Raw genomic sequence first — 18,231 nt, forward strand, 5'->3', positions numbered from 1 at the left:
GTAGCTTTATTGAAAATATATTTCTATAAAAGCTACTCATCCTCTGAATGTTCATTAGTCTACTTCTGAGCCTCAGCAATCAACTCATGAATCTTAGCACTCTCTCTTAGCACACAAGCCTCATATTCAGAAAGCGGCTCAGACTCCTGTTCTTTTTCCTGCTCTTGTCTGGCTTTTTCTTCTAGATATTTCTGCAGCTCATCCTGTTCGTTATGTTGTGAATCAGTCATAGCTATACTCCTTACTATTTATTTTTCAGCTATCCGATTTAGTATAGCGGATAGCCTTGCGTTATTTGCTTCGATATATTTATCACCCAGCGCGATTATCTCAGCGGGTGATTGTACCGTTTCGGGGTATTCTGTCAGCCCACTTTGAATGGCGTTATTGCCATTAACTATCATTTTAGCAAGGCTCTTTTTGGTGACTTCAAAATGACATTGCCACGCGAGTATCCAAGTGTCTAATTCTACGTGCAATGGTGTTTGATAGACAAAACCTTGATTCGCCCAAGCATCCGTTTCCGCAATGATGCTCGCGCCTGTTGGACAGTCAAAGCCCTCACCGTGCCAGTGAAATACGGTAAAATCCTGTTTGGGTAAATCTTGTAATAAAGGATGCGCCTGACCTGCGGGCGTCAGTCGCATCGGCAACCAACCGATTTCTTTTACCCCAGACGTTTTAACCTCAGCACCCAAACAATGGGCGATAAGCTGCGCCCCTAAGCAAATACCAATGACCGTTTTACCAGTATCGATACTTTGTTTAATCAGGCGTTTTTCCGCGCTTAACCATGGGTATTTTTCCTCATCATGGACGCTCATTGGCCCACCCATTACGACAAGCCAATCAAAGCTGTCTAGCGCAGGTAACGAATCATTATCGTAAGAGCGACTGACATTAATAATATGGTTGTGACTATTCGCCCACTGCGTGATAAAGCTCAAGTCTTCATAATCAGTATGGAATAGAGCATGGATGCGTAGCGTCATAAGATACTTCATTAGCAAGCATTGATTAGCAAATATCAGTTAAAGAACACCTTTTGCCAAGGCTTTAGAATTCAATCTCAATAAAAGTCATCACGACCAGCATACTTCTGATTGAGTGCGCGTAGTATCGCGTAAGTCTCCAAATCCATCTCGCCCGTTGGTCGCTGCGGGCGAAAACGTAGCTGGAAGGCATAGACTACATCGCGGCTAGACTTGTCCCATTCGTCACTGTCATTAATGCGATAGCCATATTCGCGCAGTTCTTGCTTAATCTCAGGTATCGTCGCCGCGGCAAAGGCGTCTGGATGCATAAAGAATTGCTTATCAAATTCATCATACCAAGCACCAATGCCGTAATCGACATACAGTCGCTCCCAAGGGAACTTGGCACCAGGGTCGATTTTACGCGAGGGTGCCATATCGGCATGGCCGATGATGTTCTTCGGTGAGATGTCATAGCGCTTGGCGATATCTTGCACCAGCTCGGCAACTTTTTTAATCTGTAATTCATCAAACGCCACATAATGCTCATAAGGATGGTAATCCATATTGCCATTTTTTAGCGCGTCTCGATACTCAGGTTTGATGCCAGCATTGACGATCTCGATGCCGATAGAGGTATCGTTGAGTATCGTTCTACCGGCAAAGCCGCTATCACCGGCATGCCATGCGCGCTCAGACTCTGGCACTAAGTTATAAATCTTATCGTCGTCCGTATCCAAAATGAGATAGTGGGCGCTGACTTGTCCTGTGGTCAGGGTTTTGATCGAACGTTCATTATCTGAGACCGTATAGTGCAAGACGATGGTTTTGATACGCTGGCTTTTGCCAGTAGCTTGGTAGGTTTCGCTATCGATGACATAACGCGGCGTCGATGTTGCGACGCAGCCGATTAATGGCAATGTCATGAACGATGTTAATATTGATGCTAGTGCTAAAGAGGTAATATTTTTTGCCATGAAATGCTCTGTATTGAAGAGAGTACTATAGTCAGTTCGAAATAAAATCGATACGCTCATACTAACGTGCAACTGGTATAAATTTTCCTGGCTTGCTGTGTCTACGCTGACAGAGGCTGCGCAAAATTCATACCAGCTGCACTGTATCGGTTTTAAAGTGAATTAACTATATTAAATAAATAGGAAAAAACTATAACAGTCGCACGTTTTAATCTTTATATCTGTTTAATTTTAAACCGCCTATATTATTACTCATAACAGCCGCTATTGTTAACCAAGACTGACGCTACTAACAGGAATTATCCTCTTATAACCAATCGCACCTAAAACGATAAACACTGCCAATAATATATAAGCGTTCAATGACAATGCAGCAGGAGAGAAGGGTAGTAGCAACAGCGATATAAAGATGAGGCTGACCAAGACTGCGAGATAATTTAACAGGCTTGCTTGCTTCTTTCTGCGCTCATTGATTAAATCAGCGGACGTCACATAAGTGAATCCGACAGTAATACCCAGCGATGCCATACTGACAATATCAAGTAGATAGTTTCTACCAAGCCATGGCGAAAACAGGCAAACCAAACATATCAATATGACGGTTTTTTTCTTACTAAAATGATGGTTATTATCGGTAAACACACTAGGCAGTAAAGAGGAGTCGCCCATCGATTCTAATAGTTTGACTGAGGATAATATAAAGCCATTGATACCGCTCAGTATGGAACCAATCATAGCGATGGACAATAGCCAAATGCCAATGCTACCGATACGATTGTCTATCCCTTCGCCAGTGGCCCAATTGCTATCTTTGATCGCTTGGTAATCAAAATTCATATTTAAAGCAGTAAAATAATTGATCAAAAAATAGAATAAAACACCCGCGATAAGCGAGATTAGGATAATGCTTTTGGTCTTGGTTTTTGAGTCACTAATAGATTTGGAAATCTGCGGGGTGGTCTCAAACCCGACGTATGCCCAAGGCATAACAGCAAGAATAGGTAACCATGCCAAACTAGTGATAGAGCTGCTTTGCATATCAGTGGGCAAAAAGGGCTGCGTAGCTGGCGTGGCCCAAAGCGAGCCAAAAAACAGTGCGGTGACTGACACAATCATAAATAGGGCAATATACAATTGAATTTTTGCCCCGACTTGTACTCCTCTGAGATTAATATAGCTAAACAAAATGATGGCAGCACTGCATAAGAACACTTCACTGGCGTAGACCTCCCAACCTGCAATCGTGTACAAATAGCCTATTTGTAAGCTACTGGGCAATAAATACCTTAGTAGCAATGCGACGGCCGATATGTTGAGCGCCACGATAGAGATATAGCCTATCGCCACGCCCCAGCCATAGACATAGGCGTGTTTTCTATTGATATATTTTTCAATCCAATAGATACCGCCTGACTCATTCTCTGGCGTTTGGGTCAATAAATTAATATAGGCTTGGGCAACCATGTAGATGGCCAATGTGCCAATGATGATGGCGACAGATGAGCCTAACAGCTGCGACTGCGGCAAAAATAAATCGCCTGGCATCACATAAGCACCCCAGCCGATAATCGCGCCTACACTAATTGCTATTGCTTGCAGGTAGCTGATGCTCTCAGTTTTTTTACGCATATGTTCCTCTTTGAGAGCCAAATGGATGCTTGCTGCAAAAGCTTACTTGTCGTAAAGTCGATATTGCAGATAAAACACCTTTAACTTTTGTGGTAAATGGTTTTGAATAATGGTTATCAGTATAAAAAGCTGAATCAAACTTTGTCTTTGATTAAGTTCGAAGATGATACTAAAGGTTTTTTTTATTAAATCTTTTTAGTCCTTCCGGATCTTTTTAGCCAAAACGGTTTTCCAACTTTCCTCCAAACATTCAATCGCCAGCCACGGCTTGATCACCTCAGCATCATATTTTTCTTTTGAGTTTGATAGTTGCCATAGTTTCTCAAGCGTGGCGAACGGATAGGGACGCTCTATCAGATAAACAGGCAAGCCCGCATCAATCATGCCATCACGTACGACTTCAAAGTACCAACCAGCGATTCCTTGCTTGCTCACCCATGCAGCGATGTTGGGCACCTTGGTAAATTGCCCGATTTGGTCATTAATCTTATAGCAAGGGCGGCGCGGTTGGACGATACGTAGCTGTACGCTGTTGACGTCATTAATATCCCCATATTGAAAAACGTCACCGATACAAACGGTAGTTTCATCCATCTCAGGCAAATCATCTAGCGCTTCGGTGGTTAGGTTTTCACCCAGTGTGCCGATGCGTACCTTTAAGCCAAATTCTGCATTAATCTTTTCATAAGTCGCAGGCGGTAGTTGATGCACCGCTTTTAGTGGACCGCCATGATGCCGTCGATCGGCTTGCTCATCGGTAGTCAAACCCATAAAGTTGACGGCAACGGGGGCTTTGATCGGTACTTTATCGATGGCGCTCATCTGCTCGCGGGCGAATGGCATGGCCTTGCCTGCACGGACGCAGGTTAGATCAGCGATATGCACGGGCAGGGTTTGGGTAAAGTCAGCTGCGTTTTTTTGGGTAGAAACTTTGATACTCATGGCTTTTCCCAATTTGTAAGGATTTATTAGGCGAGGGGTTATATCATTGCTGATAACAATGATGAGTATTATCTTAGTCTAATCACGAATCTGATTATACGGCTTAAGTACGGTAAAGCTTATTTACGCTTAAAAATTTAAACAAAAAAAAGACCAGAATAGGCATCTGGTCTTTATCTTTAGTAATGCACTGTCATAAGCCGTCTAAATGACAAACTTAGTTGCGACGACCGGCTTTCTTTTCGCGTGGAGTCGCGACTAGCTCAGCTAGGCTCTCTGGTGATGACCATAGGCCCTCTAGGTCATAAAACTCGCGCGCTTGCGGAGTCATCATATGCACGACGACTGCGCCCAAATCAATCAATGTCCAGTCAGAGTCTGTACCGCCTTCACGGCCAAGAGGCATAAAGTCAGCTTGCTTAGCTTCAGCACCGACACTATCAGCCATCGCACGCACATGACGCTTAGAGGTGCCTTCAGCGATGACAATTCGTTCCATGACATCAGTCAAATCTTCGACATTGATAACGGTGATGTTCTTGGCTTTCATATCTTCTAACGTGTTTTCAACGACAGTTAAGCACTCTTTTAAGCGTTTGTCGTTCATAGTATTAATCATAAATTTTAATCTCTTGAAACGTAAATATTAAAAATGAAGTAGTAAAAGTAAAGTAGTGAATAGCCAAGTTGTCTTACTCAGTTGATTCTACATACCCAGTAATGGGTGAGGGCTAGACAATCAAAAGGACAAATTGACAATGATAAAACGATTTTAACGGAATTGAACAGCAGAATATAGCTGATGGGCAATAATATATTGATAAACAGTAGGATTTATTAGTTGAATTAAGGTATTTGGTGCGGTATCCGCTCTAGCAGCCCTTTTCTGTAGCTGTTTGCGAATCTCAGTACTCGATATGGCACTGACTTGGTGCTGATCAATATAAATGCGTCCTCTGCTAGCACTTTTCAAGAAGGATGAGCGATTGTGAGCCGATCCATTGAACGGCTGCACCAAGTCTTGCACGGTTCTGGTGGTTTGTGCTTGTAGCTGCTTAGGAAGTTCGCTATAGAGATTATCGATATCTTGCAAAGACAGCGAGCATGGGTCATTGTCTGTATAAGCGACTAAGCTTGGTATTGATAAATTGGAGCTTTTTGTACGATTAAAAATCCATAAATTTACATAATTGGTGAGGTTGAGTCCATCTTTCCACATATCCAAGCTGCGAGCACTGTCCATACCCATAATAAATATTAAGCTGTCGTTTGGATGGCGCTCACGCAGTGTCTGTACGCTATTGATGGTATATACAGGTGGCGTCTGCCACAGCTCAAGCTCGTTAATCTGTAGGGGGGTGTTGGTTGTCACAAGCTTTAACATCGCCAGACGATGCTTAGGATTGGTGCTCTCGTCTTTAAAGGGCGAGCGCGCATTGGGTAGCAATGACACATGCAGTTCGCGCTGTTGCCGCTCAGCGATAGGTAATAAAACCTGATAGACACGCATGGCTATTTGCAAATGACCTTTATGCACAGGATCAAACGAGCCACCAAGATAAGCACGGATAGCGGGAGGGGATGTTAAGTTATCGTCTTTATGAAGATTAGGAGCTGACATACGTAAATAATACACAATAGCGAAACAGATTGGCTTCATTGTAGAGGACAAGGGCACTGCTGTCATTAACAACCACAAAAGAGCCGACTATCTATATGATAGTCGGCTCTAGGTTTCTAGCAGATAATAAATGCTTAAATCAAATCACTATAAGCCTGAATGGCGGTCAAAGCGATGGTATAAACGATATCATCAACCAGTGCGCCGCGCGATAGATCGTTCACTGGTTTATTCAAACCTTGTAGCATTGGACCGACACTGATGACATTGGCGCTACGCTGCACCGCTTTATAAGTGGTGTTACCCGTGTTTAGATCAGGGAAAATAAACACATTGGCTTGTCCAGCAACCTTGGAGTCAGGTGCTTTTTGTTTACCGACACTCATGACCGAGGCGGCGTCATATTGTAATGGGCCATCAACTGCCAATTCAGGTGCGCGCTCGCGAACGATTTCGGTGGCGCGTGTGACTTTTTCAACGTCTGCACCAGTACCTGAGGCACCTGTCGAATAGCTGATCATAGCCACTTTTGGCTCAATACCAAACGCAGCAGCAGATTGCGCTGATTGAATAGCAATTTCAGCCAATTCCTCAGCGGTTGGGTCTGGGTTAATAGCGCAGTCACCATATACGACCACTTGCTCAGGCAGTAGCATAAAAAAGACTGACGATACTAACGAGTACTGCGGTGCGGTCTTAATCAGCTGAAATGCAGGGCGTACAGTATTGGCTGTGGTATGAATTGCACCTGAGACCAGACCATCGACCTCATCCATTTGTAGCATGATAGTGCCTAGATAAACCGTATCTTGTAGATATTCAGCCGCCAACTCTTCTGTCGTTTTACCTTTACGGCGCTCAACGACTGCCGCGATATATTTATTCATATCGAGCGTATCAGGGTCAATGATCTCAAGCCCTTCTGGCAAGATTAAATCGCGATTTTTGGCGACTTGCTCGACATCTTCGCGCTTAGCGAGCAGCACACAGTTAGCAATACCGCGGCTTTGACAGATACACGCAGCCTCTACAGTACGTGGTTCAGAGCCTTCTGGCAATACCACACGCTTTTTGGCATTTTGTGCTTTTACGACGACTTGATGACGAAAAGCGGCTGGCGATAAGCGCGGTTTGTGATCGCCGCTGAACTGCTCTTTAATCCAGCTTAAGTCTAAATGCGCCGCCACATAACGGGTAACGTCTAGCGCGCGCTCGGTATCATCACTTGGAATCTCAGCACTCATGTGCATAAGGTTTTGCACGGTCTCATAACTATCGGTCTCGACACTCATGACAGGAATGCCAGTTTTGATCGCAGATTGCCATAGCCCAGCGACGGTCTCATTTGGCATGACGCCGCCTGTTAATACTAGGCCTGCCAAAGGAATACCGTTGATACAAGCCAAAGCTGCGGCCAATAATAAATCATCACGGTCACCTGGTACGACAATCAAAGTACCACGATTAAACACTTCATCGATACGTGCAATCGAGCGAGCCGTTAAACTGATATGATTGATTCGGCGCGTTTTTGCTTCGCCAACGTTTAGCCAAGTGGCATCGAGCTCAGCGGCGATATCCCAAGTACGAGGGACAGATAACGAGTCGCTAAACGGTACGACACCGATTAAGCGAAATTGCTCAGTATCAAAATGCGGTGACAAGCGTTGCACTTCTTGAATGAAGCTCTTGTCAAGCTCAAAGACAGCTTCACCAGGGGCAACTGGCTGGTTCTCAAAGGTATTGGGCACATCGACTCGCATCAAGATGCAGCCTAACGTACGCTCACTTGCGATGCCGCCAAACTCACGCGCATGCATATCGAGCTTATCAGCAAGGTGGGCGGGGTTTTGGGTATCAGCCGTACTGACAAAGATAACTCTTGCATCAAGTGCGTGAGCGATAGCGCGGTTGACCTGGGCTGCATAAGAAGCTTCAGTCGTCGAAACCAAGCCTTCGCAAATGATCACATCTTGATCACCTTCGATGGTGTGGTAATTAATAACCACTTCTTCCATCAAGTCATCAAGGTTGCCATCTCCAATCATACGCTCAACGCGCTGACGGTTGATGGACTTGGGCGGGGTTAAACCAAAAGCGTGCATGGTTAATGCGCTTGAGCTGTCCAAGCTGTTTTGTTTATCGAGCGTATCATCTTGCAAAAACGGCTTCATAAAGCCCGCTTTGATACCGTTATAATCCAATGCGCGAATCAAGCCTAGCGCAGCTGACGTCACACCAATACCGCGGCTGATAGGGACAAGTAATATGGTTTGCATAGCGTATCCTACTGTTTAATTATTATATCCTTGAGGGAGTTTATTATATCGAGGAAGTCATAAAAAGCGCTTACTTCTCGTAGAAGCAGCCTCCTTTTTAAGCGAGTCCTAGCGCTTGGCGGGTCTCTTGCGCAATACGGCACTCTTCATCGGTTGGCACAACCCATAGCTCAATGCTGCTATCGTCGCTATGGAAGCTACCTTCGCTACCGCCGACTAGGCTGGCGTTTTTGTCCGCATCAAACTTGATACCAAAATGACGCATGACATCTAAGATGCGCGCACGAGTCGTCTTTGAATTCTCTCCAATACCACCAGTGAACACGATACCAGTAAATTCGGGCAACGCACAGCTCAAGCTGGCCAGATACTTGCCAACGCGATAACAGAACATTTCAATGGCGAGCTGCGCATCTTTGTGGCCTTCATTGGCCGCTTCTTCGATGGTGCGCAGATCGTTAGATAACCCTGAGATGCCAAGCAGACCGCTTTCGCTATTGAGCATCTTGTCGATCTCCTCTAAGCTCAAACCAAGCTGACGCTTTAGATGAATATGTAAGCTTGGGTCGACATCACCACTACGCGTACCCATCATCAGACCTTCAAGCGGTGTGAGTCCCATACTGGTATCTAAGCTTTCGCCATCATAGACAGCGGTTGCAGAGCAGCCATTACCCAAGTGCGCGGTCAACCAACCATGAGGGCCTTTGGCATCTGTAATCTGGCTTGCTCGTTCTGAGACGTAGGCGTGCGAAGTACCGTGGAAACCATAGCGACGGATTTTGTGGTCTTCATATAATGATTTTGGAAGCGGATAACGATAGGCAACTGGTGGCATGGTTTGGTGAAAGGCGGTATCAAAGACGACGACTTGCGGGATTTCAGGATAGATAGCTTGTACAGCTTCGATACCAAGCGCATTGGCAGGGTTGTGTAGCGGAGCCAATACCTTTAGGCGTTTTACTTCTGATAGCACATGTTCATTTACGCGAACGGCTTCTGAGTATTCACGGCCGCCATGTACCACGCGATGACCGACTGCAACGAAATGATACTGCTCGAGTAGCTCAAGGATTCTTTTTAAGGCCAGCTCATGTCGGCCACCTGCAATGGCAATCTCTAGTTTTTTGCCATCTAAGGTGTTGTGTTTAATGCGGGCAGTATCGAGACCTAGGTTTTCAGCGAGACCAGTGATGCGGGTTGATTCATCTTCGCTGATTAGAGCGTATTTGATAGAAGATGAACCACAGTTAAGTACCAAGGTAGGATTAGTCAGTGTTGATGTCGTGTCTTGATCGCTGAGAGTGGGGTTAACGGCGCTGTCGCTCATGCTCTATCCTTAGATTGTGTTTTATGAGGGGTGGTTGCTATACCTCGATAACTATAAGGTTAAAGATTGGCGCTCGTCAAGGCATCATAACATCTGTTCACTGAACATAGCTATTGGCTTGCAGGGGCTATAGCAAGCGCTATAAAGGTAAGTTTGCTTGTTATCAAAATTGTAAGAAAGTTTGTCAGCAACATTCTAAACGCCTTTTTTGATAATCCGTAAACATTTAAGCACAGTCAGACTCACATGGCATAAATTAAGAATAGTCAAATAGATAGAGAGATAACAAGGCGAGGTTTTAGTTTCATGTAGCCAAAAACCAGCAAATTATCCCTCAATAAAACTCAAGACCAGCACAGCTTTAGTGAATAATGCTATGATTGGCTCGTGCTAAATTTTAATGCTCTTTTATAACACTTCTTATAGCATCTCCACTGTTGCAAGGTTATCTGTCATATGTTTACTATACGCCGCTCTTTAGATATCAGAGGCACTCAAAATTTATCTGCCAACTCCGGTCGTCATGCTATCTGGACATTGATGATTGGTAGCGCTGTTATGCTTGGACTGTCGGGTTGCGGACAAAAAGGGGATCTTTACTTAGCAGAGCCGAGTAGTCAGACGGTTGCTGCCTCAGATCAAATAGATAGTACCAGTCATCCCCAAGATGCTGCTTTTGCTACTCTCGATGATGACAGCTATGACAAGAGCCGCTATTTGGAGCAACAGCAGGTACTTCCTAGCGCCAGTGACGATCCCAACGATTACTAACCTTAATAATTGATAACCTGATTAGATTAGAGAACCCGATATGAGTGAGACTAAATTACAAGCTGACGGTGTAACTATCCATACTGAGCAAGGAATGTATGTCGATCCGGCCGCCTTAACCAACCATCTACCTGAACTTCACTATAACCAAGGTGAACTATGGATGGAGCAGGTAAGTATTCATGAGTTGGTAGAGCGCTACGATACGCCGTGCTATGTGTATTCGCAGCAGGCAATACTTGATGTGTATCAAGCCTATAGCGATAGCTTTGCAGCGATTGATCATCAGATTTGTTATGCAGTAAAAGCCAACTCAAATCTTGCTGTGTTGGGTGTGCTCGTAGCAGCAGGTGCGGGGTTTGATATTGTCTCGCGCGGTGAGCTTATGCGCGTATTGGCAGCAGGTGGGCAGGCCGATAAAGTCGTGTTTTCAGGCGTGGGCAAAACCAAAAGCGATATCGAGTATGCGCTAACTCAAGGTATTGGCTGCTTTAACGTTGAGTCTATTAGCGAGTTGACACTAATTGATGAGGTAGCAAAGCAGCTTGATAAGCATGCACCGATATCGCTACGGGTCAATCCTGATGTCGATGCCAAGACCCACCCCTATATTTCAACCGGTCTAAAAGACAATAAGTTTGGCATTGCCCATGAAGAGGCCGTCGCTGTCTATGAAAAGGCCGCTGCTTTATCGCATATCGATATCGTTGGGATTGACTGTCATATTGGCTCACAATTAACAGAAGTCGAACCCTTTATTGCTGCTCTGGATAAAGTCATTGAGCTGGTCCATAGCTTGCGTGAAAAAGGTATTGAGCTGCGTCATATTGATTTGGGCGGCGGCTTGGGGGTGCGTTATATTGATGAGTCGCCCGTCTCTATTCATGATTTTGCGCAAGCACTCCTACCGAAACTAACTGAGCTTGGTTTACCAGTGTTTTTTGAGCCAGGTCGCAGCATGGTTGCCAATGCAGGTATTTTGCTTACCCGTGTCGATGTACTAAAACCAACAGCGCACAAAAACTTTGCCATTGTTGATGCTGCGATGAATGATTTGATTCGTCCAGCGCTTTATCAAGCTGAAATGGCAGTGATTCCTATGACATTACCCAGCGAAGGTATCGATACAGATGACACCCAGCCGTGGGATATCGTTGGGGCGATTTGTGAGACTGGGGATTTCTTAGCAAAAGATCGTCTATTATCACTCGCAACGGGTGACATTTTAGCGATTACTGGTGCAGGAGCGTATGGCTTTACCATGAGTAGCAACTATAATTCACGCCCGCGTGCAAGTGAAGTCATGGTTGCAGGAAGTCATCATCAGCTAGTTCGCAAACGTGAAACTGTTGAAGCATTATATGCAGATGAAATACTTTGGCAAAACGCAAAGTAGAGTGCATTATAAATAGAGTAACTGCCACTCTTAGTAACTGCCACTCTTGCCGATGTAATAACGACCCATTGTTATCATGACAATGGGTTTTTTATGGCGGTGATTATGGTCGCTAAAGGTTTCATTGTGATAAGCACAGTTATTTATTATTTTAATGGATTCATACAGCCTCTGGAGCTTTGATAGTTATCATTGTGACAGACAGCATGCTAATATAACAGACACATAAAAATAGAATAGGACAAAGGGATATGCTAATAGAATTTACCAAAATGCATGGTCTGGGCAATGATTTTATGGTCATTGATTTGGTAACTCAGCGCTTGGATTTGACCAGAGAGTTGGTGCAGTTATTAGGAGATCGTCATCTAGGTATTGGCTTTGATCAATTGCTCGTCGTCGAGCCACCAATGCGCCCGGATGTTGATTTTAGTTATCGTATTTTTAATACCGATGGCACAGAGGTTGAGCAGTGCGGTAATGGTGCCCGCTGTTTTGCCCGTTTTGTGCAAGCGCGTAAATTGTCATTTAAACAGCGCTTACGTGTCGAGACCGCAGGCGGTATTATTGCTTTGACCACTGATCGCTATGGCTGGGTTGAGGTGGATATGGGCAAACCCAAGTTTGAGCCAGATGAGATACCATTTACGCCCAGAGCGACGACCAAAATTCAAAACGCCTATCATCTAGACGTCAATGGTACGCCTGTGCAGCTCTATGTTGCCAACATGGGCAACCCGCATGCGGTTATCAAAGTCGACGATGTGCTTGATGCTGAAGTCGAAACGTTGGGTAAAGCCATTGAGTCACACCCAGCATTCCCAGAGCATGTGAATGTAGGCTTTATGCAGGTTATGAATCAGCGTCATATACGTTTGCGTGTTTATGAACGCGGCGTCGGTGAGACTCAAGCGTGCGGTACAGGCGCTTGTGCGGCAGTAGCCGTTGGTGTGCGTGAGGGCTGGCTTGACGAAGGCGAAGAAATACGGGCGCAGCTATATGGCGGTAGTATGATTATCCAGTGGCAACCAGGCTATTCAGTCATGATGACAGGCCCAACTGCCTTTGTTTATGAAGGTGTATTTAGCCCAGATGGTTTAATGGCGCAAGCAGGAATCAAACCCAACCCAGTCAACTCATCAAACTGAGTCAACTACTTGGTATTTGAGGCATTAAGGACACTTTATGTCTATTAAAGATGACTATATCTATATGCCTGCTGAATCTATAGAAATAGATAAGACGCTACGTGAGCTGTTGTCACCAGTGCATCGCTGGCTAAACACTTTGGCGGTGCGCAATCACTCCGTGCATACCTTAAAGTCTTATTTTGCTGGACTCAATCAACTCGCGTTGTTTTTACGTGGTAAGCAGCTGAGCTGGACGCGCTGTGATAAACGCACACTTGCGCAGCATATCAGTCAACGCTTGGATGAAGATAAGCTGGCACTGGCAAGTGTCCAACAAGAGCTGTCAGCTATTCGCCATTTTTATGGCTGGATGATTGAAGAGGGGTTGGCACGTATCAATCCCACTACTGGCTATCAGCTAAAACGCAGCGCTAGACCATTGCCTTCTATCGCTGATGTGGATTTGTTGACCCAATTGCTCGATCAAGAGATACCTGATACACCTGAGCAAGCCCGCTTATGGCTACGTGATAAAGCAATGTTTGAGCTACTGTATAGTAGTGGTCTGCGGGTGGGGGAGTTGGTGGCGCTTGATGTCACTGACGTAGATTTGTCCGATTTGCGGGTGCGGGTCACGGGTAAAGGCAATAAGACCCGTCTCGTACCATTAGGCAGGAAGGCTGCCGCTGCCATCAATCGCTATTTACCGCATCGTAATTTATGGGTAGAGCAGCAGGACAACGCTTTATTTATCAGTGAAAAGCTTGGCACCCGATTGTCAACGCGCGCTGTGCAGCAGCGTCTCAAAGTAGCAGCAACGCGAGCGGGTATTGCACAAAACCTATATCCGCATCTACTGCGCCATTGTTTTGCTTCACACATGCTCTCAGGTAGTGGCGACTTGCGGGCTGTCCAAGAGATGCTAGGACATAGTGACATCAGTACCACGCAGATCTATACTCATGTAGATTTTGCCAAGCTGACCCAAGTCTATGACCGCGCTCATCCACGTGCGACGCATACGCAAAACGAGAAAGACTAGATTGACATAAAACCAGACCATATAATGAGACGACACATGCTGAGCTTAACAGCGCTGAATCATGCTAAGCGATGACACTGAAAAATAGGCATCTTTTGTCGTCCCTGCTCTTGAGCACGTTTGTCTAAGTCAGCGAACACCAACGCATAGTTTTTGTCTTCGGTTTGATTATCTAGATGGCTGTTGTCATAACAGTCTTTGACAGTACCATTAAAATCAGTAATGGCGGTATGTCCCCACGTCTGACGAATGTTACCATTTTTGTACGCATGATCACCGCCTTGCGCCGCCCCAATCACCATACATTGACTGTCTAAGGCACGAGCTTGCAAGAGCAGCGACCAGTGCGCTTGTCCTGTCAAATAAGTAAAAGCAGAGGGCGCGCTTAATAAGTCGGCTCCAGCTTGACGTAGACGCTGAGCTAAGGCTGGGAAGCGCAAATCAAAACATACCATCATTCCAAGTTGATAGACTGAGTCGTTTGCTTCAACTGGCGCCACGACTGTCTGCATGCCAGGCTCAAACGTTGCCGCTTCGTTGTAGCTGCCTTGTTTATCAGCCACCGTTGCAGTAAATAGATGAATCTTGTCATAGCGTGCGACCTGCGTTCCATCAGGACCAAACAGCTGGCTGACTTGGCGTAGACGCCCATCGGGTACGACGACTCCATCTGGTCGATAAGAACACGGTAGCGACCCTACCAATAAATAAACGCGGTTGGTACGGGCATAGTCCGCTAGGGTAGCTGAGAGAGACTCAAAACGCTCAGCAGTTGCAAACTGCCGTCCCATACTACAGCAGTTCTCAGGCAGCACTACAAGCTGCGCGCCTTGAGCACAAGCTTCCTCAATAGCAGATTTTATAGTCGCTAGGTTTGTATCGATGTCTTGTTGGCTATTCATTTGTACCGCAGCGACCGTAAGTTTATGATTATGCAAGTGGTTATTCATGTATTTATTCTCAGTTATTGTTTTAAGATATAAATTATCATAGCAAAATTAGGGTAAATAATGCTATCGTCATTGTTCAGGACAGTTGTACTGCCGAACATGAACAGCTTGAAAATGGTTTAACACGCCTAATCTCATTTAAGCTACGATTAAGTATTGGTACTCGTTTTGCCTGCTATTTTTATTTTTGCAAATGGTATAAGCTTATAAAAATGCATACGCTTAAAAATATGAGCCGTTATTTATGATTGGTCGTTATCCATGAGCCGTAAATATATATGATTAAAGTAATAATATCGGAGTGTAATACATAAGCTATGAGTATGTCGTTTGGATTGGCGACCACGCTATCTACCTCCCAAAAGCTAACCCCGCAAATGCAGCAAGCCATCAAATTGTTGCAGCTCTCTAGCCTTGAGCTTGCACAAGAGGTTCAAGCGAAGCTAGATAGCAATCCATTACTTGAGCGCATCGAGGAAGATGAGTACGAGTATGACGACAGTGGTGATACGGCAGCAGATGCGTTAGATGACTCTCTAACACTTGAGATGTGGAATGACAATAGCGAGGTAGGTCTATCGACTGACATGTCTGACTCATCGGATGGTAATGATGATTTTGAATATGGTGCTACTGAGTATGACGACACTTTTAGTGATAGCTTAGACAAACTGCAACAGGCAAACATTGATGGCAGTGCTATGGACAACACTGATGCAGACAATACGTACTCAAATAGCGATTATCAGAGCACGGATAGCGATGAAAGCTACGGTAACTATGATATCGGAAGCTTTAGTGGGAGTAGCGCCGCAGCGAGCACAGATTACGACGAGCTTGATGATTATCAAGGAAGTACGAGTGCTAGTATTCAAGATTATGTACGTTGGCAGCTGAATTTTAAACATCTCTCAGATTCAGATATGCTAATAGCAGAGTATCTGGTAGATTCGATGGATGATATGGGCTTTGTGCAGTTGGATATTGACGAGCTGTTCAAAAGTTTCGATACAATGGCAAGCTTTTATCAATGGGATGAGCAGATTGAGCGTGACGAGATAGAAGTGGTGCTGCATATTATTCAATCTTGTGACCCGCTTGGCGTAGGCGCGCGCAATCTAAGTGAATGCCTTGCGATTCAATTGAACAAGCTTGATCCTAATACGGAACATTTAGCGCATGCTCAGGCGCTGCTATCTGCTAGTGATTATTTGGTTAGTAACAATATCAAAGCACTGACTGAGACTACAGGTTTGTTACCTGCGCATATTACCCCTGCCATTAATTTATTGCGTACATTGAACCCCGCACCAGGATTGTCCTTTCAAAACACGCAGCCCGACTATACTCAACCACCTGCCAGCTACGATATTCCGGATGTGTTGGTGACCCCGTTACGTCAACCGTCCAATAGCGAAGCAAAAGAGGGCGGCTGGCACGTGCGTCTAAATCCAGCCACATTACCGAAACTACGGATTAACCAAGAGTACGCAAGTTTGGTTAAGCGCGGTGATGACAGTCCTGACAATCAATATTTACGCGAAAACCTCACAGATGCACGACTGTTTATTCGTAGTATCGAGGAGCGCAATCAAAACTTGTTAAAGGTCGCCACTAGTATCGTACGCCGTCAAGACGAGTTTTTGCAACATGGTGCCACAGCGATGCAGCCGCTGATTCTAAAAGATGTAGCAGAAGAAGTAGAACTGCATGAATCTACCATCTCGCGTCTGACCACTAGCAAGACAATTTTAACCCCTCAAGGTCTATTTTCTCTCAAACACTTCTTTTCATCCCACGTTAGTAGTAATGATGGGGACATCTCGTCCACCGCCATCAGCGCCATGATCAAACAGCTTATAAGGGATGAAAATCCCAAAAAGCCCTTATCCGATAGCCGTATCCAAACTCAGCTACTTACTGACGGTATAGATATCGCACGACGTACAGTGGCCAAATACCGAGAAGCAATGAATATCAGCTCTTCTACGCAGCGCAAACAAAAGTATTAAAAATTGCCTATTTTGTAAAAAGTACTTCAACTATAAAAATTAGATAATACTAAATAAAAGATTTAGCGTTTTGGTAGAGGCTGACATCTATTAGAAAGATTGCTTTATACAACGTCATAAATAAAAAATAAAAATTCCTGATTATATAGAATTGTGAAAATAACAAAAGACCTGGTTACGTTTAGTTACAATATAGCGTATTGCTACTTATGTGCTTTCATGACAAATTAGAGGCATATCAATAATAAATTTGCAGCAGTTGATCTATATTATGAGTAGGTGGTTATTAGAGGATTTACCACAGAATGAATATACGATGACTCTACTACTGTTATTGATAAGGCAAGGTGGTATAGGCCGGAGTGCCAAACCATCTGTTGACTATGAGTAATAAATATAAGGATCAGCATATGAACGTTTCTATCAGTGGTCACCATATCAGCGTAACCGAGGCAATGAACACAGCTGTACGTGAAAAGCTTGAAAAAGTAGAGCGTCACTTTGACCAGATTCAAAGTATCCAAGTGATATTATCATTAGATAATAGTGGAGCAAATGACGGAGGCAAAAAAAGCCATAAAGCTGAAGCGATCATGCGAGTCTCAGGTCAAGAAATGTTCGTCCAAGCGTGTGAAGATGATATGTATAAAGCCATTAACGAGATGGCAGACAAGCTTGATAGACAAGTGCGCAAATACAAAACTCGTCAAGAGCGTAAAAAGGTCCGCGGTGCAGGACGTGAAGGGCGCTATGAAGAAGTATTGGGAGCTGAAGCGGCTCCAGCGACTTAACGACAGCATTAGTCAGTTAATAAAAATCAGGCAATAAAGCCCTAATAAATACAATAAAAACTTAATAAAAAAGGGCCTCAACACATCTTATGTTGAGGTCTTTTTATATGTTATTGGTTCAATACAAAAGACGGATAAAATCTAACCACCACCGACTGCTTGTACGACTTCTATATTCATACCTTCGACGATACGTAGCTGTGCAAGCTCGCTTTTGGGGACGAGCTCACCATCAACTTCGACCGCATAGCGACCACTGCTAAGTCCCAATTCATTAACAACTAACTGGACAGTTTGATGAGTGGTCTGTAAAGTTCTTCCATTAACATGAATAGTACTCATAATATTTGTTCCCTCAAAACAATGATTCAACTCAATAGCTATTTG

Annotated in this window: 17 protein-coding genes; 6 read left to right on the top strand and 11 right to left on the bottom strand. The window is 44.6% G+C overall.

All coding sequences use genetic code 11. The annotated features are described in order from the left end of the window. Nucleotides 1-59 precede the first annotated feature (59 nt). The 9 genes from BTV98_RS13650 to BTV98_RS08345 form a co-directional block, all read right to left on the bottom strand. Entirely contained in the window at nucleotides 60-230 is a 171-nt protein-coding gene (locus tag BTV98_RS13650; RefSeq protein WP_156410051.1) for a hypothetical protein, read from the bottom strand. An 18-nt stretch (nucleotides 231-248) separates the two neighbouring features. Continuing rightward, nucleotides 249-992 (bottom strand): type 1 glutamine amidotransferase, encoded by a 744-nt coding sequence (locus tag BTV98_RS08310; RefSeq protein ID WP_058367954.1) that lies wholly within the window; start codon nucleotides 990-992, stop codon nucleotides 249-251. A 77-nt stretch (nucleotides 993-1,069) separates the two neighbouring features. Then, nucleotides 1,070-1,951, bottom strand: coding sequence for an N-acetylmuramoyl-L-alanine amidase (locus tag BTV98_RS08315; RefSeq protein WP_058367955.1), 882 nt, complete (start codon nucleotides 1,949-1,951; stop codon nucleotides 1,070-1,072). Between the two features lie 270 nt (nucleotides 1,952-2,221). Next, a complete protein-coding gene (locus tag BTV98_RS08320; RefSeq protein ID WP_075103385.1) occupies nucleotides 2,222-3,580 on the bottom strand; it encodes an APC family permease in 1,359 nt (452 codons plus the stop codon). A gap of 195 nt (nucleotides 3,581-3,775) precedes the next feature. Next, nucleotides 3,776-4,522, bottom strand: coding sequence for an MOSC domain-containing protein (locus BTV98_RS08325; RefSeq protein ID WP_058367957.1), 747 nt, complete (start codon nucleotides 4,520-4,522; stop codon nucleotides 3,776-3,778). A 217-nt stretch (nucleotides 4,523-4,739) separates the two neighbouring features. Continuing rightward, nucleotides 4,740-5,141: a ribosome silencing factor gene (gene rsfS, locus BTV98_RS08330; RefSeq protein WP_058367958.1), complete on the bottom strand. Its 402-nt coding sequence runs from the start codon at nucleotides 5,139-5,141 to the stop codon at nucleotides 4,740-4,742. A gap of 153 nt (nucleotides 5,142-5,294) precedes the next feature. Continuing rightward, a complete protein-coding gene (locus BTV98_RS08335) occupies nucleotides 5,295-6,143 on the bottom strand; it encodes a nicotinate-nicotinamide nucleotide adenylyltransferase (RefSeq protein WP_058368020.1) in 849 nt (282 codons plus the stop codon). 134 nt (nucleotides 6,144-6,277) lie between these two features. After that, complete coding sequence (gene pta / locus BTV98_RS08340; protein WP_058367959.1) at nucleotides 6,278-8,422, bottom strand: phosphate acetyltransferase; 2,145 nt, start codon at nucleotides 8,420-8,422, stop codon at nucleotides 6,278-6,280. A 97-nt stretch (nucleotides 8,423-8,519) separates the two neighbouring features. Then, complete coding sequence (locus tag BTV98_RS08345) at nucleotides 8,520-9,752, bottom strand: acetate/propionate family kinase (protein WP_058367960.1); 1,233 nt, start codon at nucleotides 9,750-9,752, stop codon at nucleotides 8,520-8,522. A gap of 456 nt (nucleotides 9,753-10,208) precedes the next feature. Between BTV98_RS08345 and BTV98_RS08350 the strand changes: the two genes are divergently transcribed. The 4 genes from BTV98_RS08350 to BTV98_RS08365 all read left to right on the top strand — a co-directional run bounded on the left by BTV98_RS08350 (nucleotide 10,209) and on the right by BTV98_RS08365 (nucleotide 14,091). Continuing rightward, nucleotides 10,209-10,523, top strand: a complete 315-nt coding sequence (locus BTV98_RS08350) for a lipoprotein (protein ID WP_058367961.1) — start codon at nucleotides 10,209-10,211, stop codon at nucleotides 10,521-10,523. A 40-nt stretch (nucleotides 10,524-10,563) separates the two neighbouring features. Further along, complete coding sequence (gene lysA / locus BTV98_RS08355) at nucleotides 10,564-11,919, top strand: diaminopimelate decarboxylase (protein WP_058367962.1); 1,356 nt, start codon at nucleotides 10,564-10,566, stop codon at nucleotides 11,917-11,919. A gap of 251 nt (nucleotides 11,920-12,170) precedes the next feature. After that, complete coding sequence (gene dapF, locus BTV98_RS08360; protein WP_058367963.1) at nucleotides 12,171-13,067, top strand: diaminopimelate epimerase; 897 nt, start codon at nucleotides 12,171-12,173, stop codon at nucleotides 13,065-13,067. Between the two features lie 37 nt (nucleotides 13,068-13,104). Next, the gene (locus tag BTV98_RS08365) at nucleotides 13,105-14,091 is read left to right on the top strand and encodes a tyrosine recombinase XerC (protein WP_058367964.1); all 987 of its coding nucleotides are present in this window, start codon (nucleotides 13,105-13,107) and stop codon (nucleotides 14,089-14,091) included. A 59-nt stretch (nucleotides 14,092-14,150) separates the two neighbouring features. Here BTV98_RS08365 and BTV98_RS08370 read toward each other — a convergent pair whose 3' ends face one another. Then, entirely contained in the window at nucleotides 14,151-15,041 is an 891-nt protein-coding gene (locus tag BTV98_RS08370) for a carbon-nitrogen hydrolase family protein (protein ID WP_058367965.1), read from the bottom strand. A 317-nt stretch (nucleotides 15,042-15,358) separates the two neighbouring features. Here BTV98_RS08370 and rpoN point away from each other — a divergent pair, with 317 nt between their 5' ends. Further along, on the top strand, nucleotides 15,359-17,053 hold the full coding sequence (gene rpoN / locus BTV98_RS08375) for an RNA polymerase factor sigma-54 (protein WP_075103386.1): 1,695 nt from the start codon (nucleotides 15,359-15,361) through the stop codon (nucleotides 17,051-17,053). 410 nt (nucleotides 17,054-17,463) lie between these two features. After that, the gene (gene raiA / locus BTV98_RS08380) at nucleotides 17,464-17,844 is read left to right on the top strand and encodes a ribosome-associated translation inhibitor RaiA (RefSeq protein WP_058367967.1); all 381 of its coding nucleotides are present in this window, start codon (nucleotides 17,464-17,466) and stop codon (nucleotides 17,842-17,844) included. Between the two features lie 141 nt (nucleotides 17,845-17,985). On the opposite strand, the gene thiS is transcribed toward raiA, so the two are convergent. Then, nucleotides 17,986-18,186: a sulfur carrier protein ThiS gene (thiS, locus tag BTV98_RS08385; protein WP_058367968.1), complete on the bottom strand. Its 201-nt coding sequence runs from the start codon at nucleotides 18,184-18,186 to the stop codon at nucleotides 17,986-17,988. Between the last annotated feature and the right edge of the window lie 45 nt (nucleotides 18,187-18,231).

This window comes from Psychrobacter sp. Cmf 22.2, assembly GCF_001921745.1.
GTDB lineage: Bacteria > Pseudomonadota > Gammaproteobacteria > Pseudomonadales > Moraxellaceae > Psychrobacter.

Excerpts from the sequence above, each read along its gene's own strand:
- BTV98_RS08345 (WP_058367960.1), bottom strand. The coding sequence starts at position 9,752 with ATGAGCGACAGCGCCGTTAACCCCACTCTCAGCGATCAAGACACGACA.
- pta (WP_058367959.1), bottom strand. The coding sequence starts at position 8,422 with ATGCAAACCATATTACTTGTCCCTATCAGCCGCGGTATTGGTGTGACG.
- BTV98_RS08350 (WP_058367961.1), top strand. The coding sequence starts at position 10,209 with ATGTTTACTATACGCCGCTCTTTAGATATCAGAGGCACTCAAAATTTA.
- rsfS (WP_058367958.1), bottom strand. The coding sequence starts at position 5,141 with ATGATTAATACTATGAACGACAAACGCTTAAAAGAGTGCTTAACTGTC.
- BTV98_RS08335 (WP_058368020.1), bottom strand. The coding sequence starts at position 6,143 with ATGTCAGCTCCTAATCTTCATAAAGACGATAACTTAACATCCCCTCCC.
- BTV98_RS13650 (WP_156410051.1), bottom strand. The coding sequence starts at position 230 with ATGACTGATTCACAACATAACGAACAGGATGAGCTGCAGAAATATCTA.
- BTV98_RS08365 (WP_058367964.1), top strand. The coding sequence starts at position 13,105 with ATGTCTATTAAAGATGACTATATCTATATGCCTGCTGAATCTATAGAA.
- BTV98_RS08320 (WP_075103385.1), bottom strand. The coding sequence starts at position 3,580 with ATGCGTAAAAAAACTGAGAGCATCAGCTACCTGCAAGCAATAGCAATT.
- raiA (WP_058367967.1), top strand. The coding sequence starts at position 17,464 with ATGAACGTTTCTATCAGTGGTCACCATATCAGCGTAACCGAGGCAATG.
- rpoN (WP_075103386.1), top strand. The coding sequence starts at position 15,359 with ATGAGTATGTCGTTTGGATTGGCGACCACGCTATCTACCTCCCAAAAG.
- BTV98_RS08310 (WP_058367954.1), bottom strand. The coding sequence starts at position 992 with ATGACGCTACGCATCCATGCTCTATTCCATACTGATTATGAAGACTTG.
- BTV98_RS08315 (WP_058367955.1), bottom strand. The coding sequence starts at position 1,951 with ATGGCAAAAAATATTACCTCTTTAGCACTAGCATCAATATTAACATCG.
- dapF (WP_058367963.1), top strand. The coding sequence starts at position 12,171 with ATGCTAATAGAATTTACCAAAATGCATGGTCTGGGCAATGATTTTATG.
- lysA (WP_058367962.1), top strand. The coding sequence starts at position 10,564 with ATGAGTGAGACTAAATTACAAGCTGACGGTGTAACTATCCATACTGAG.
- BTV98_RS08370 (WP_058367965.1), bottom strand. The coding sequence starts at position 15,041 with ATGAATAACCACTTGCATAATCATAAACTTACGGTCGCTGCGGTACAA.
- BTV98_RS08325 (WP_058367957.1), bottom strand. The coding sequence starts at position 4,522 with ATGAGTATCAAAGTTTCTACCCAAAAAAACGCAGCTGACTTTACCCAA.
- thiS (WP_058367968.1), bottom strand. The coding sequence starts at position 18,186 with ATGAGTACTATTCATGTTAATGGAAGAACTTTACAGACCACTCATCAA.